This is a genomic window from Burkholderia seminalis DSM 23518 (genome assembly GCF_902832885.1).
Taxonomy (GTDB): Bacteria; Pseudomonadota; Gammaproteobacteria; order Burkholderiales; family Burkholderiaceae; genus Burkholderia; species Burkholderia seminalis.
On sequence record NZ_CADFDK010000005.1, the window covers coordinates 467,835 to 482,058 of the forward strand.

Consider the following 14,224-nt stretch of genomic DNA (forward strand, 5'->3'; position numbering starts at 1 on the left):
TGCTTCTCAGGTCAGGCGCACTGCGTTACTGGCACGCTTCGCACTCGTCGAAGCCCGGATCGCCCGGACGCATCGTGCACACCGGACCGTCCGCCTCGACCGGCGCGAGTGCCGGCGCTGCATTGATCGCGCCCGACGACACATCGCCACCCGCCGCACCGAAGCCGCCTGCCGCGCCTTGCGCGCCGCCGCTGCCCGAACCGCCGTTGCCCGCGCCGCCCGTCGGCACGGCGTTCAGCGCGCCGTGTGCGACCGTCGACTTCTCGACGTGCGTCGCCGCCATCGTGCGGAGGTAGTAGGTCGTCTTCAGGCCGCGCAGCCATGCGAGCTTGTAGACCTCGTCGAGCTTCTTGCCCGACGCGCCGCCCATGTAGATGTTCAGCGACTGCGCCTGGTCGATCCACTTCTGGCGACGCGATGCCGCTTCGACCAGCCACGTCGGGTCGACTTCGAACGCGGTCGCGTAGATCGCGCGCAGGTCGGCCGGGATGCGGTCGATGCGCGACAGCATGCCGTCGAAGTACTTCAGGTCGGCGACCATCACTTCGTCCCACAGGCCGCGTTCCTTCAGGTCGCGCACCAGGTACTCGTTCACCACCGTGAATTCGCCCGACAGGTTCGACTTCACGTACAGGTTCTGGAAGGTCGGCTCGATACAGGCCGACACACCGATGATGTTCGAGATCGTCGCCGTCGGCGCGATCGCGACGCAGTTCGAGTTGCGCATGCCGTGCGCGGCGATCCGCGAACGCAGCGTCGTCCAGTCGAGCGACTCCGACGTGTCGACCTCGACATAGCCGCCGCGCGCTTCCGTCAGCAGCTTCAGCGTGTCCTGCGGAAGGATGCCGCGATCCCACAGCGAGCCGCGGTAGCTCGAGTAGCGGCCGCGCTCTTCGGCCAGCTCGGTCGACGCGTAGTACGCGTAGTAGCAGACCGCTTCCATCGACCGGTCCGCGAACTCGACCGCCGCTTCCGACGCGTACGGCGTGCGCAGCAGGTGCAGGCAGTCCTGGAAGCCCATGATGCCCATGCCGACCGGGCGGTGCTTCAGGTTCGAGTTACGCGCCTTCGGCACCGCGTAGTAGTTGATGTCGATCACGTTGTCGAGCATGCGCATCGCGACGCTGATCGTGCGCTTCAGCTTGTCGTGGTCGAGCGCGTAGCTGCCGTCGGCCTGCTTCACCAGGTGGGCGACGAGGTTCACCGAGCCGAGGTTGCACACCGCGATTTCGGTGTCGCTCGTGTTCAGCGTGATTTCCGTGCACAGGTTCGACGAGTGGACGACGCCGACGTGCTGCTGCGGCGAGCGGACGTTGCACGGATCCTTGAACGTGATCCACGGGTGACCCGTCTCGAACAGCATGCCGAGCATCTTGCGCCAGAGCTGCTGCGCCGGGATCTTCTTGAACAGCTTGATCTCGCCGCGCGCGACCTTCTCTTCGTAAGCCGTGTAAGCCTTCTCGAAGTCGGCACCGAACTTGTCGTGCAGGTCCGGGCAGGTCGACGGCGAGAACAGCGTCCAGTCGGCGCCTTCCATCACGCGCTTCATGAACAGGTCGGGAATCCAGTTCGCCGTGTTCATGTCGTGCGTACGGCGACGGTCGTCACCGGTGTTCTTGCGCAGCTCGAGGAACTCCTCGATGTCGAGGTGCCACGATTCGAGGTACGCGCAGACCGCGCCCTTGCGCTTGCCGCCCTGGTTCACCGCGACGGCCGTGTCGTTCACGACCTTCAGGAACGGGACCACGCCTTGCGACTTGCCGTTCGTGCCCTTGATATGCGAGCCGAGTGCGCGCACACGCGTCCAGTCGTTGCCGAGGCCGCCGGCGAACTTCGACAGCAGCGCGTTTTCCTTCAGCGCTTCATAGATGCCGTCGAGATCGTCCGCGACCGTCGTCAGGTAGCACGACGACAGTTGCGAGCGGTGCGTGCCCGAGTTGAACAGCGTCGGCGTCGAGCTCATGAAGTCGAAGCTCGACAGCACGTTGTAGAACTCGATCGCACGCGTTTCGCGGTCGATCTCGTTCAGCGACAAGCCCATCGCGACGCGCATGAAGAATGCCTGCGGCATTTCGATGCGGGTGCCTTCGACGTGCAGGAAGTAGCGGTCGTACAGCGTCTGCAGGCCCAGGTAGCCGAACTGCAGGTCGCGGTTCGCGTCGAGGGCTTCGCCGAGGCGCTTCAGGTCGAACTGCAGCAGCTTGTCGTCGAGCAGGCCGGCGTCGACGCCGCGCTTCAGGAACTGCGGGAAGTATTCCGCGTAGCGGGTCGACATCTCGGCCTGCACGACTTCCTCGCCGAGGATCTCGCGACGGATCGTGTGCAGCAGGATGCGGGCCGTGACCTGGCTGTAGGCCGGGTCCTTCTCGATCATCGTGCGCGCCGCGAGGATCGCCGAGTCGTAGACCTGGCTCATCGGCACGCCGTCGTACAGGTTCTTCACCGTCTCCGCGACGATCGGGTCAGGGTTAACCGCAGCACCGAGGCCGTCGCATGCCGACACGATCAGCGCGCGCAGCGCGTTCAGGTCGAGCGGGCGCGTGACGCCGTTGTCGACGACGTTGATGCCGGTGCTCGACTCGCCGCCCGCTGCCGCTGCGTCCTCGCCCGCATGCTGGCGCTCGAGGTGACGCTTCTCGCGATACAGCACGTACGCACGCGCGACGTTGTGCTCGCCGCCGCGCATCAGCGCGAGTTCGACCTGGTCCTGGATGTCTTCGATATGGAACGTACCGCCGTTCGGGCGGCTGCGCACGAGTGCGCGCACGACGTTGTGCGTCAGCTGTTCGACCTGCTCGCGCACGCGTGCCGAAGCCGCGCCCTGCCCGCCGTTGACGGCCAGGAAAGCCTTGGTCACCGCGATCGCGATCTTCGAGGGTTCGAACGACACCACGCTGCCGTTGCGGCGGATCACCTTGTAGTCGGCGAACGTGGCCTGCGGCGCGAGCGCCTTCGCGCCCTGTTCGGTCCCGCCGAGCGGACGGCTCGAGGCGCTCTCGTACTGGGACGTCGCGTTGTCGGTGGTTTGCATGTGCAAAGCTCCTGGTGTTGGATGGTGCGGAGAGAAAGAACCGCGGATTAAAACGAACGCTGCGCAACGCGGTGCGCGAGCGGTAAGAGGCGAGCGATGCGCCGGGGAAGCCGGTTCGGTCGATGCGCGACAACCTGGCCGGTCGTGTGCTTCGTCATGTCTACCCTGCCCCGTCGATGTTCGCTGCGCTGATCGCGACGCCCGGACCGCCCGGCCTGACGCGTCGCCCTGAGAACCCTGTCCGCCGGCGTTGCCCGCCGGCCGGTGCCGCTCGGGTTTTCCCCTGCGACACACACTATATCTAGTACAGAACTGCTCAACTGGCACCAAGTATAGTGGACATTCGGACGAGGTCAAAACGGATAATTTGCGGCGAAGGTCTTGACATCGCTCACGCGCAGACACGACAAGGCATTGGTCGGAGAAAAAACTTTCTCCGCTCAAAAAACCCCGCGATCAGTGCTGACGGAAAGGAAAGTATTCGGCGGAAAAACCGGCATCGCTCGCGAAGCGTTGCCAATCGAAGTGCGGGCCCGGGTCGGTCTTGCGGCCCGGCGCGACGTCCGAGTGCCCGGCGAATGCGTCGACCGGGTAGCGCGCGGCGAGCGCGCGGGACAGCGCGGCGAGCACCGCGTATTGCGCGTCGTCGAACGGCACGTCGTCCGCGCCTTCGAGCTCGATGCCGATCGAGAAGTCGTTGCAGCGCGTCCGGCCGAAGAACTCGGACGAGCCCGCGTGCCACGCGCGCTCGTCGCACGACACGAACTGCACGAGCTCGCCGCCGCGGCGGATCAGGAAATGGGCGGACACGCGCACGCCGCGCAGGTGGCGCTGGTAATACGGGTGCGCATCGCAGTCGAGGCGGTTCAGGAACAGCGACTCGATCGCGTCGCCGCCGAATTCGCCGGGCGGCAGGCTGATGTTGTGGACAACCACGAGCGTCGGCACCGCGCCCGCGGGCCGCCTCTCGAAGTTCGGCGACGGCGCATGGCGCGCTTCGCGCACCCAGCCGTTCGCGTCGACCGACAACGTCGGCGCGTCGCTCATCGCACGTCGCGACCGTTCGCGCGCGCGGCGTGGCGCTGCGCGTGCTCGGCGCTGCAGAAGTAGTCGCCGCCCGCGGCGACCGCTTCGCCCTTCGGCGCATGCACGCCGCATTCGGCGCAGCGCACCATCGGCTCGGGCAGCGACCGCGCGTCGCCGTTCGGCCGCGCGGCTCCGGGGCCGCCGGCGCCGGACGCGCCGTCATAACCGGCGCCGCGGCCGGTGCGCGCCTGCGCATGCTCCTGCGCGTGGCGCAGCTTGCGCGCGAGCCACGAACCCGCGAAGAAGAGAAGGATCAGGAGAAGAATCTGTCGCATCGGAAACCTGCGGTCAAACCACGGAACGGTGCAGCAGCACCTCGAAAACGAACCGGCTGCCGACATACGCGAGCAGCAGCGCGGCGAACGACACGAGCACCCAGCGCGCGGCGCCGCGGCCGCGCCAGCCCGATGTCTTGCGGGCAACCAGCAGGCCGCCGAACATCAGCCACGACAGGATCGCGAACACGGTCTTGTGATCGAGCCGCAGCGCGCGCGCGTCGATCTGCTCGCTGAACAGGATGCCCGACGCGAGCGTCAGCGTGAGCAGCACGAAGCCGGCGCCGATCAGGCGGAACAGCAGCTTCTCGAGCGTGAGCAGCGGCGGCAGCGTTTCGAGCCAGCTCGCGATCCAGCCCGTCGAGCCGTCGCGCCCGCCGCTGCGCAGCGACTGCAGCCGCCGCTCGACCATCAGCATCAGGATCGCGTGCAGCGCGGCGATCGCGAACAACCCGTACGCGATGTTCGCAATCAGGAAGTGCAGCTTGAACAGCGGCGCCGCGGCATAAGGAAGCACCCGCACGCCGCCGAACACGAGCGGCAGCAGCGACGCGCCGCACGCGAGCGGCAAGACCAGCAGGCGCAGGCTGTCGAGCGGGAAGAAGAAGCTCTCGATCCAGTAGATGCCGGCGCCGAGCCAGAACATCGCGGACAGCGCGAACGCGAAGCCGAACACCATCGCGTCGTTCGGAAAGATCGTCATGTGGAGCAGTACGCCGTGCGCGACGAGCGCGGCGAACAGCAGCGCGCGGCCGGCCCCGCTCATCCCCGACGCGGCGGACGCGGGAACCGGCACGGCCGGCACGCTCGCGACGAGCGGCGTCGCACCCTGGCGGTGCGTGCGCCAGCCTGCGACGGCGAGGCCGCCGTACAGGAATGCGGTGAGGGCATACAGTACAATATCCATGTTCGAAGTTTACACTAGGCCCCCTTCCCGCGACGGCTCCCTTTGTTCGGTTCCGCCGCGCCTTCGGGCCCCACTGTCCATCGCTCCCCATGCTCGACAATCTCACTCAACGGATGGCGCGCGTCGTCAAGACGCTGCGCGGCGAGGCCCGGCTCACCGAGGCGAACACGCAGGAGATGCTCCGCGAGGTGCGTCTCGCGCTGCTCGAGGCCGACGTTTCGCTGCCGGTCGTCCGCGAATTCATCGCCAAGGTCAAGGAAAAGGCGCTCGGCGAAGAAGTGATCAGCAGCCTGTCGCCGGGCCAGGCGCTCGTCGGCGTGGTCCAGAAGGAACTGACCGCCGTGATCGGCGGCGACTACGAAGGCAAGGCCGCCGAGCTGAACCTCGCGGTCACGCCGCCCGCCGTGATCCTGATGGCCGGCCTGCAGGGCGCGGGCAAGACCACGACCGCCGGCAAGCTCGCGAAGCTGCTGCGCGAGAAGTACAAGAAGAAGGTGCTGACCGTGTCGTGCGACGTGTATCGCCCGGCCGCGATCATGCAGCTGAAAACGGTGAGCGAACAGGTCGGCGCCGACTTCTTCCCGTCCACGCCCGACCAGAAACCCGTCGACATCGCAATTGCGGCCGTCGACTGGGCGAAGCGCCACTACCATGACGTACTGATCGTCGACACGGCCGGCCGCCTCGGTATCGACGAGGCGATGATGCAGGAAATCGCCGCGCTGCACGGCACGCTGAAGCCGGCCGAAACGCTGTTCGTCGTCGACGCGATGCTCGGCCAGGATGCGGTCAACACCGCGAAGGCGTTCAACGACACGCTGCCGCTCACCGGCGTCGTGCTGACCAAGCTCGACGGCGACTCGCGCGGCGGCGCCGCGCTGTCGGTGCGCCACATCACGGGCAAGCCGATCAAGTTCGTCGGTGTCGCCGAGAAGCTCGACGGCCTGGAAGTGTTCCACCCCGACCGGATGGCGAACCGGATCCTCGGCATGGGCGACATCCTCGCGCTCGTCGAGGAGGCACAGCGCGGCGTCGACGTGCAGGCCGCGCAGAAGCTGGCCGACAAGGTCAAGAAAGGCGGCGACTTCGACCTGAACGATTTCCGCGCGCAGATCTCGCAGATGAAGAACATGGGCGGCCTGTCGTCGCTGATGGACAAGCTGCCCGCGCAGTTCCAGCAGGCGGCCGCCGGGGCCGACATGGGCCAGGCCGAAAAGCAGATCCGCCGGATGGAAGGCATCATCAGCTCGATGACGCCGGCCGAGCGTGCCAAACCCGAAATCATCAAGGCGACGCGCAAGCGCCGCATTGCAGCCGGCGCGGGCGTGCCGGTGCAGGAAGTCAACCGGATGCTGAACCAGTACGATCAGATGCGTACGATGATGAAGAAGCTGAAGGGCGGCAACATGCAGAAGATGATGCGCGGCCTGAAGGGCATGATGCCCGGCATGCGCTGATTCCGCCCGCCGGCCGGGCGCGCGGGTTTTTGCTGTAGCGCGCGCCCGCCGTTCTGCTTCATTCTTATTTGTATACCGACTGCCCGCCAGAACACATGAACCGCGAAGAAGCCCTCCACATTTTCAACCACTCCGAAGAGATCGTGTCGGCCGATGCCGTCAACGCGTCGATCTCCAAGATGGCCGACGCGATCCGCGCCGAGATCGGCGACGCGTTCCCGCTCGTTCTCTCGGTGATGGGCGGCGCCGCGGTGTTTACCGGGATGCTGCTGCCGCATCTCGATTTCCCGCTCGAATTCGACTACATCCACCTGACCCGCTACCGCAACACGACGCAGGGCAGCCCGGAAATGCACTGGCGCGTCGCGCCGCGCGAATCGGTGAAGGACCGGATCGTGCTCGTGCTCGACGACATCCTCGACGAGGGCGAGACGATGGCCGCGATCCGCGACCGGATCCTCGACATGGGCGCGCAGCGCTTCATGTCGGCCGTGCTGTGCGAGAAGACGCTCGCGAAGGCGAAGCCGCTGCACCCCGACTTCTGCGGCTTCTCGGTGCCGGACCGCTACGTGTTCGGCTGCGGGATGGACGCAAAGGGCTACTGGCGCAACCTGCCGACGATCCGCGCGCTGACCGCCGACGTCTGATCGCCGCCCTGCCGGCCCCATAAGAAAAGCGGCGCGCCGGTTTCCCGGCGCGCCGCTTTTTTTCGTGCGTACGCGGCCTGCCCTACAACTGGTGCACGAACGCGCGAATGCCGGCCAGCAGCATCTCGACCGAGATCGCGACGAGCACGAGGCCCATCAGCCGCTCGAACGCCGCGACCGTCCGCTCGCCGAGCCATTGCTGGATCCGCTCGGCCAGCACCAGCGTGATCGCGCAGACGAGCATCGTGACCGTCAGCGCGCCGGCCCACTCGAGCATCTTGCCGGGCGCCTGCGACGTCAGCAGCATCACCGTCGCCAGCGCGGACGGCCCGGCGAGTGCCGGAATCGCGAGCGGCACGATGAACGGTTCGCCGCCCGCGCGCGGATCGCTGCCGAGCGCGCCGTCCGGGTGCGGGAAGATCATCCGCAGCGCGATCAGGAACAGCACGATCCCGCCGCCGAGCCGCAGCGACAGGTCGGTGAGGCTCATCATCCGCAGGAAGCGGTCGCCGACCACCATGAAGAACAGCAGGATCACGAACGCGATCCCCACTTCACGCAGGATCAGCTTCACGCGCCGCTCGCGCGGCACGTCCCGCATCGCCGAAATGAACAGCGGGATGTTGCCGAGCGGATCGGTGATCAGCACCAGGAGCACGGTGGCCGACAGGAACGTGTATTCCATCGTGTCCCCCGGGCGCCGAGCTTAGCGGGCGAGCGCGGCGCGGATCTTCTCCGCGACCGTCGCCGCAGCCGCGTCGGCCGGCAACAGCGTCGCTTCGGCGTCGCGGCGGCCCTGGTACTCGATCTTGCCTTCCTTCAGGCCGCGCTCGCCGATCACCAGGCGGTGCGGCACGCCGATCAGTTCCCAGTCGGCGAACATCACGCCCGGGCGCTCGCCGCGGTCGTCGAGGATCACGTCGATGCCGGCCGCGACGAGTTCCGCGTACAGCTTGTCGGCCGTCTCGCGCACCATCTCGCTGCGGTCATAGCCCATCGGACACAGCACGACTTCGAACGGCGCGATCGACTCGGGCCAGATGATGCCCTTGTCGTCGAAGTTCTGTTCGATCGCCGCGCCGAGAATGCGCGTGACGCCGACGCCGTAGCAGCCCATCAGCATCGGCTGCGGCTTGCCCGACTCGTCGAGGAACGTCGCACCCATCGCTTCCGAATACTTGGTGCCGAGCTGGAACACGTGGCCGACCTCGATCCCGCGGCAGATGTCGATCACGCCCTTGCCGTCCGGCGACGCGTCGCCCTTCTTCACGTTGCGCACGTCGGCGACGTCCGGCTCCGGCAGGTCGCGGCCCCAGTTCACGCCGGCGATGTGATAGTCGACCTCGTTCGCGCCGACGACGAAGTCGCTCATGTTCGCGACCGTACGGTCCGCGATCACCTTCACGGGCTTCTTCGTGCCGACCGGGCCGAGGTAGCCCGGCGGCGTGCCGAACCACTCGACGATTTCCTGTTCGGTCGCGAAGCGGTGGTTCTTCAGACCCGGCAGCTTCGACACCTTGATCTCGTTCAGGTCGTGGTCGCCGCGCAGCATCACCAGCCAGATCGTCGGCTCGGCGCCTTCGTTGTCGGTCGCGAGCACGATCGACTTGATCGTGCGCTCGAGCGGGATCGCCAGCAGTTCGGCAACGGCTTCGCACTTCGCCTTGCCGGGCGTCGCGACCTTTTCCAGCGCTTGCGCCGGCGCCGCGCGTTCGGCGATCAGCGGCAGGGCTTCGGCCGCTTCGATGTTCGCCGCGAAGTCGGAGGTCGGGCAGTAGGCGATCGCGTCCTCGCCGGTGTCGGCGATCACGTGGAACTCGTGCGAGAAATTGCCGCCGATCGAGCCGCTGTCGGCCGCGACCGCGCGGAACTCGAGGCCGAGGCGCGTGAAGATGCGCACGTACGCGTCGTACATCTTGCGATACGACTCGTTCAGGCCGGCCGCGTCCTTGTCGAACGAATACGCGTCCTTCATGATGAATTCGCGGCCGCGCATCACGCCGAAGCGCGGACGGATCTCGTCGCGGAACTTCGTCTGGATCTGGTAGAAGTTCACCGGCATCTGCCGGTAGCTCTTGATCTGGTTGCGCGCGATGTCGGTAATGACTTCCTCGTGCGTCGGCCCGATCACGAAGTCGTTGTCCTTGCGGTCCTTGAAGCGCAGCAGCTCGGGGCCGTACTGTTCCCAGCGGCCCGATTCCTGCCACAGCTCGGCCGGCTGCACGGCCGGCATCAGCAGCTCGATGGCGCCCGCCCGGTTCATTTCCTCGCGCACGATCGCCTCGACCTTGCGAATCGAACGCAAGCCGACCGGCAGGTAGTTATAGATGCCGCCGGCGACGCGACGGATCATGCCGGCGCGGACCATCAGCTTGTGGCTGACGATCTCCGCGTCGGCGGGAGCTTCTTTCAGGGTGCCGATAAAGAAACGGGAAGCTTTCATGCGGACGGTTCCAAAAACGGCGCCCCCAGGCGGGGCGCCCGAAAAAGTTTCAAGGTGAAAAAGCTGCGCGCGACGAACGACGATGGCGCAGATGACGTAGCAGACTAATCAGGGACAATTCAGTCGGTGCACCCCGCGCGGTTTCGCTCCGTCACGGTGCGCAGCGCCCGTTATCTGTTTATAATCAAAGCAATTTTAAAGGATTCGAAGGTGGTTGTATGCTGGATCGTGAAGGCTTTCGCCCGAACGTCGGCATCATCCTCTTGAACGCGCGCAACGAGGTGTTTTGGGGCAAGCGGCTCCGCGAGCATTCCTGGCAGTTTCCTCAAGGTGGGATCAAGTACGGCGAGACCCCCATGCAGGCGATGTACCGGGAACTGCACGAGGAAACGGGCCTGCATCCGGAACACGTCAAGATAATCGGCCGCACTCGCGACTGGTTGCGTTACGAGGTGCCTGACAAGTTCATCAAACGCGAAGTACGCGGTCATTACCGCGGCCAGAAGCAGATCTGGTTCCTGCTGCGGATGGTTGGACGCGATTGCGACATTTGCTTGCGCGCGACCGATCACCCGGAGTTCGATGCGTGGCGCTGGAACGAGTACTGGGTACCGCTCGATGCGGTGATCGAGTTCAAGCGGGATGTCTATCAGTTGGCGCTGACGGAACTGTCGCGCTTCCTGCGCCGCCCGGCGCAGCGAGCCGAGAAGCCGCGCGGGCCGCGAATGTCGCGCTATCCGCGCGTCATTGGCGTACAGGCCCAGCAGACGCTGACGATTGTCGACACATCGGTAGTGTGTTCGGAGATCGAAGTGGAGGCGAGCACGCTCGACGAGATGCCGCCCCACGTGATCGTCGGCAAATGACGAGTCGGACTGCATGACCGGGCGCGACCATGGTGTCGCGCCCTTTTTTTACGAGGAATGCATATTGAAAGCGATTGCTCTCGCGCTCGCATCGATCGCCGCGATGGCTGCCCTGGCCGGCTGCGCGAATTCGAAAGCGCCGTCCAACAAGGATGACAGCGAGTTCGTCTATCTGCTGGACCGCCAGGGGAACTGGAAGGAAAACACGGTCGACACGCTGCCGCCGCTGCCGCAAACGGGCGACCTGCTGCCGTTCAACGTATCGCAGAACACGCCGCTCAAGTTCTTCGTCGACGCGAAGTCGCTCGACGTCGGCTCCGATGGCGTCGTGCGCTACGCGGTCGTCATCACGAGCCCGGCCGGCGCGCGCAACGTGAACTACGAAGGCATCCGCTGCGACACCTACGAATGGCGCCAGTACGCGGGCCTGAACTCGGACCACAACGGCTGGGATCGCACGGTCGAGAACGACTGGCGGCGCATCGAGAACGGCGAACTGAACGCTTACCACTCCGCGCTGTATCAGGACTACTTCTGCTCGAACAAGATGCCGCAAGGCTCGACCCGGCAGATCCTGGAAAACATCCGGTTCCACCGCACCGCGATGACGCAGTTGCGTTGACGGCGCACGGTGCGGGCCCTCCGCATCGCATGCCACTCGAAAAAGCCCGCGTCGCGCGGGCTTTTTCATTGGACTGCCTGGACACCCGAAACCTGGCCGGCGATCACACCAGCACGAGGTTGTCGCGATGGATCAGTTCCGGCTCCAGCATGTAGCCGAGCACCGCCTCGATCTCGCCGCTCGGCTTGCGGTGAATCAGCTTCGTTTCCGCGCTGCTGTAGTTCGTGAGCCCGCGCGCCACTTCGCGCCCGTCGGGGCCGACACACGCGATCACCTCGCCGCGCGCGAACGCGCCCTGCACGTCGATCACGCCGATCGGCAGCAGGCTCTTGCCGCCGGCCGTCAGCTTTTCGACCGCGCCGGCGTCGATCACGACATGGCCGCGCACCTGCAGATGGTCGGCCATCCATTGCTTGCGCGCCGCCATCCGCGCGGTACGCGCGATCAGCTGGGTGCCGATCGCCTCGCCGGCCGCCAGGCGCACGAGCACGTCGGCCTCCCGGCCGCTCGCGATCACGGTGTTCGCGCCGCTGTGTGCCGCACGCTTCGCCGCGAGGATCTTCGTCAGCATCCCGCCGCGACCGAGGCTCGAACCGGCGCCGCCGGCCATCGCCTCGAGCTCCGGCGCGCCCGCATTGGCCTCGGCGACGAGCGTCGCGTTCGGGTCCTTGCGCGGATCGGCCGTGAACAGCCCGGTCTGGTCGGTCAGGATGATCAGCGCATCGCCTTCGATCAGGTTCGCGACGAGCGCGCCGAGCGTGTCGTTGTCGCCGAACTTGATTTCGTCGGTGACGACCGTGTCGTTCTCGTTGATGATCGGCACGACGCCGAGCCGCAGCAGCGTGAGCAGCGTCGAGCGCGCATTCAGGTAGCGCTCGCGATCGGCCAGGTCGGCGTGCGTGAGCAGGATCTGCGCGGTGCGGATGTCGTGTTCGGTGAAGCGGCTCTCATAGACCTGCGCGAGCCCCATCTGGCCGACCGCCGCCGCGGCCTGCAACTCATCGATTTCGCGCGGCCGCTTGCTCCAGCCGAGGCGCTGCATCCCTTCCGCGATCGCGCCCGAACTGACGAGCACGACTTCCTTGCCCTGCGCGCGCAATGCGGCGATCTGGGCTGCCCAGCGGCCGATTGCAGCATGATCGAGCCCCTTGCCGTCGTTGGTCACGAGGCTGGAACCCACCTTCACCACCAATCGCTTCGAATCCGCGATGATCGAACGCATCCTGCACTGTCTCCTGTATCTGATGCCTGCCCGGCAGGGCGCGATTGAACGCCGACGCCGGGCGGCACGCCCGGCGCGTTCCGGAACCGCTCAGGCGTCGTCGCCCGGCGCCGCACTGCCGTTCGCCGGCGGCGCATCGCGGAAACGCACGTCCGCCGCGAGATCTTCCGCTTCCGCCGCACGGTGTGCGTCCGAATGCTCGGACAGGTAATCGTAGATCGCGTAGCACAGCGCTTCGCACCCCTGGCCCGTCAACGCCGAAATCTCGAACACGGGGCCGTCCCAGCCGAAACGGTCGAGGAAATCGGCGACGCGCGCCTCGCGCTCGTCTTCCGGCACCATGTCGAGCTTGTTGAGCACGAGCCAGCGCGGCTTTTCGTACAGCGCTTCGTCGTACTTGCGCAGCTCGCCGACGATCGCGGTGGCTTCCGCGACCGGATCGACGCTTTCGTCGAACGGCGCCAGATCGACCAGATGCAGCAGCACGCCGGTGCGCTGCAGGTGGCGCAGGAACTGATGCCCGAGGCCCGCGCCTTCGGCCGCGCCCTCGATCAGCCCCGGGATGTCGGCGATCACGAAGCTCTTGCTCGGGCCGACCCGCACCACGCCGAGGTTCGGCGCAAGCGTCGTGAACGGGTAGTCGGCGATCTTCGGCCGCGCGTTCGACACCGACGAGATGAACGTCGATTTGCCCGCGTTCGGCATGCCGAGCAGACCGACGTCGGCGAGCACCTTCAGCTCAAGCTTCAGCATGCGCCGCTCGCCCGGCTTGCCGTCCGTCTTCTGGCGCGGCGCACGGTTCGTGCTCGACTTGAAATGCAGGTTGCCGAGCCCGCCGGCACCACCCTGGGCAAGCATCACCTGCTGGTCGTGCTCGGTCAGGTCGGCGATCAGCTCGCCGGTATCCATGTCGCTGATGATCGTGCCCACCGGCATGCGCAGCGTAACGTCGTCGCCGCCCTTGCCGTAGCAATCCGAGCCGCGACCGTTTTCGCCGTTGCGCGCGAGATGCTTCTTCGCGTATCGGTAGTCGATCAGCGTATTGATGTTGCGGTCGGCGATCGCGTAGACGCTGCCGCCCCGGCCGCCGTCGCCGCCGTCCGGCCCGCCGAACGGGACGAACTTCTCGCGGCGCATCGACGCGCTGCCATCACCCCCGTCTCCGGCGATGACTTCGATTCGTGCTTCGTCAATGAACTTCATTCGTCACTCCGCCCAGTATTTCCGCTATTGTGCCGCGCGCCGGCACGCTTGAACAATCTGCCGTTCGGCCGATCGTACGCCGGTTGCGCGAGGGTCGCCGGCCCGCGCATGCGCCCGGCGACCAAATAAAAAAAGGCCCCGCGAAGACTGCGGGGCCTTTCGGCTACGAAGCCCGTGGGTGCCTGACTTAGGCAGCCGCCGGGACGACGATGACCAGATGCTTCTTGTCCGCGCCCTTCGTCGCGAACTTGACGTGACCGTCGACCAGCGCGAACAGGGTGTGATCCTTGCCCATGCCGACGTTCTCGCCTGCGTGCATGCGCGTACCGCGCTGACGCACGATGATGCCGCCGGCATTGATTGCCTGGCCGCCGTACACTTTCACGCCGAGACGCTTCGACTCGGAGTCGCGGCCGTTCCGGGAAGAGCCGCCTGCCTTTTTGTGTGCCATCTGATTGCTCCTTT

13 protein-coding genes are annotated in these 14,224 nt (G+C 66.2%); 4 read left to right on the plus strand and 9 right to left on the minus strand.

Going from position 1 to position 14,224, the window contains the following annotated elements; translation table 11 throughout:
* Positions 1–25 precede the first annotated feature (25 nt).
* The 4 genes from HWX00_RS19140 to HWX00_RS19155 form a co-directional block, all read right to left on the minus strand.
* A complete protein-coding gene (locus HWX00_RS19140) occupies positions 26–3,031 on the minus strand; it encodes a ribonucleoside-diphosphate reductase subunit alpha (RefSeq protein WP_124609726.1) in 3,006 nt (1,001 codons plus the stop codon).
* Between the two features lie 456 nt (positions 3,032–3,487).
* Entirely contained in the window at positions 3,488–4,078 is a 591-nt protein-coding gene (ampD, locus tag HWX00_RS19145; protein WP_034186379.1) for a 1,6-anhydro-N-acetylmuramyl-L-alanine amidase AmpD, read from the minus strand.
* Entirely contained in the window at positions 4,075–4,392 is a 318-nt protein-coding gene (locus tag HWX00_RS19150) for a PP0621 family protein (protein ID WP_034186378.1), read from the minus strand. Before HWX00_RS19150 ends, ampD begins: the two co-directional genes overlap by 4 nt.
* 13 nt (positions 4,393–4,405) lie before the next feature.
* Positions 4,406–5,299 (minus strand): cytochrome C assembly family protein, encoded by an 894-nt coding sequence (locus HWX00_RS19155; protein WP_034186377.1) that lies wholly within the window; start codon positions 5,297–5,299, stop codon positions 4,406–4,408.
* An 89-nt stretch (positions 5,300–5,388) separates the two neighbouring features.
* On the opposite strand from HWX00_RS19155, the gene ffh reads away from it, so the two are divergent.
* Entirely contained in the window at positions 5,389–6,756 is a 1,368-nt protein-coding gene (gene ffh, locus HWX00_RS19160; RefSeq protein WP_034186376.1) for a signal recognition particle protein, read from the plus strand.
* A gap of 95 nt (positions 6,757–6,851) precedes the next feature.
* Positions 6,852–7,403 (plus strand): hypoxanthine-guanine phosphoribosyltransferase, encoded by a 552-nt coding sequence (locus HWX00_RS19165; RefSeq protein WP_034186375.1) that lies wholly within the window; start codon positions 6,852–6,854, stop codon positions 7,401–7,403.
* 82 nt (positions 7,404–7,485) lie between these two features.
* Here the strand turns inward: HWX00_RS19165 and HWX00_RS19170 are convergent, their stop codons facing one another.
* Complete coding sequence (locus tag HWX00_RS19170) at positions 7,486–8,088, minus strand: MarC family protein (protein WP_034186374.1); 603 nt, start codon at positions 8,086–8,088, stop codon at positions 7,486–7,488.
* A 21-nt stretch (positions 8,089–8,109) separates the two neighbouring features.
* Positions 8,110–9,846 carry a proline--tRNA ligase gene (locus HWX00_RS19175; protein ID WP_049030429.1) on the minus strand — a complete coding sequence of 579 codons (1,737 nt, stop codon included), beginning with the start codon at positions 9,844–9,846 and terminating at the stop codon, positions 8,110–8,112.
* Positions 9,847–10,064: 218 nt separating this feature from the next.
* On the opposite strand from HWX00_RS19175, the gene HWX00_RS19180 reads away from it, so the two are divergent.
* Together HWX00_RS19180 and HWX00_RS19185 are read left to right on the plus strand one after the other, a co-directional pair.
* On the plus strand, positions 10,065–10,712 hold the full coding sequence (locus HWX00_RS19180) for an RNA pyrophosphohydrolase (RefSeq protein WP_034186372.1): 648 nt from the start codon (positions 10,065–10,067) through the stop codon (positions 10,710–10,712).
* 13 nt (positions 10,713–10,725) lie between these two features.
* Entirely contained in the window at positions 10,726–11,334 is a 609-nt protein-coding gene (locus tag HWX00_RS19185; protein ID WP_034186371.1) for a CNP1-like family protein, read from the plus strand.
* Between the two features lie 103 nt (positions 11,335–11,437).
* On the opposite strand, the gene proB is transcribed toward HWX00_RS19185, so the two are convergent.
* The 3 genes from proB to rpmA all read right to left on the minus strand — a co-directional run bounded on the left by proB (position 11,438) and on the right by rpmA (position 14,210).
* The gene (gene proB, locus HWX00_RS19190; RefSeq protein WP_034186370.1) at positions 11,438–12,556 is read right to left on the minus strand and encodes a glutamate 5-kinase; all 1,119 of its coding nucleotides are present in this window, start codon (positions 12,554–12,556) and stop codon (positions 11,438–11,440) included.
* Between the two features lie 90 nt (positions 12,557–12,646).
* Entirely contained in the window at positions 12,647–13,759 is a 1,113-nt protein-coding gene (obgE, locus tag HWX00_RS19195; protein WP_175027948.1) for a GTPase ObgE, read from the minus strand.
* A 187-nt stretch (positions 13,760–13,946) separates the two neighbouring features.
* Entirely contained in the window at positions 13,947–14,210 is a 264-nt protein-coding gene (rpmA, locus tag HWX00_RS19200) for a 50S ribosomal protein L27 (protein ID WP_006476999.1), read from the minus strand.
* Positions 14,211–14,224 lie beyond the last annotated feature (14 nt).

Bases quoted from the DNA above. Each gene is read 5' to 3' on its own strand.
- rpmA (WP_006476999.1), bottom strand. From the start codon at position 14,210: ATGGCACACAAAAAGGCAGGCGGCTCTTCCCGGAACGGCCGCGACTCC.
- ampD (WP_034186379.1), bottom strand. From the start codon at position 4,078: ATGAGCGACGCGCCGACGTTGTCGGTCGACGCGAACGGCTGGGTGCGC.
- HWX00_RS19140 (WP_124609726.1), bottom strand. From the start codon at position 3,031: ATGCAAACCACCGACAACGCGACGTCCCAGTACGAGAGCGCCTCGAGC.
- proB (WP_034186370.1), bottom strand. From the start codon at position 12,556: ATGCGTTCGATCATCGCGGATTCGAAGCGATTGGTGGTGAAGGTGGGT.
- HWX00_RS19155 (WP_034186377.1), bottom strand. From the start codon at position 5,299: ATGGATATTGTACTGTATGCCCTCACCGCATTCCTGTACGGCGGCCTC.
- HWX00_RS19180 (WP_034186372.1), top strand. From the start codon at position 10,065: ATGCTGGATCGTGAAGGCTTTCGCCCGAACGTCGGCATCATCCTCTTG.
- HWX00_RS19185 (WP_034186371.1), top strand. From the start codon at position 10,726: ATGACCGGGCGCGACCATGGTGTCGCGCCCTTTTTTTACGAGGAATGC.
- obgE (WP_175027948.1), bottom strand. From the start codon at position 13,759: ATGAAGTTCATTGACGAAGCACGAATCGAAGTCATCGCCGGAGACGGG.
- HWX00_RS19175 (WP_049030429.1), bottom strand. From the start codon at position 9,846: ATGAAAGCTTCCCGTTTCTTTATCGGCACCCTGAAAGAAGCTCCCGCC.
- HWX00_RS19165 (WP_034186375.1), top strand. From the start codon at position 6,852: ATGAACCGCGAAGAAGCCCTCCACATTTTCAACCACTCCGAAGAGATC.
- HWX00_RS19170 (WP_034186374.1), bottom strand. From the start codon at position 8,088: ATGGAATACACGTTCCTGTCGGCCACCGTGCTCCTGGTGCTGATCACC.
- HWX00_RS19150 (WP_034186378.1), bottom strand. From the start codon at position 4,392: ATGCGACAGATTCTTCTCCTGATCCTTCTCTTCTTCGCGGGTTCGTGG.
- ffh (WP_034186376.1), top strand. From the start codon at position 5,389: ATGCTCGACAATCTCACTCAACGGATGGCGCGCGTCGTCAAGACGCTG.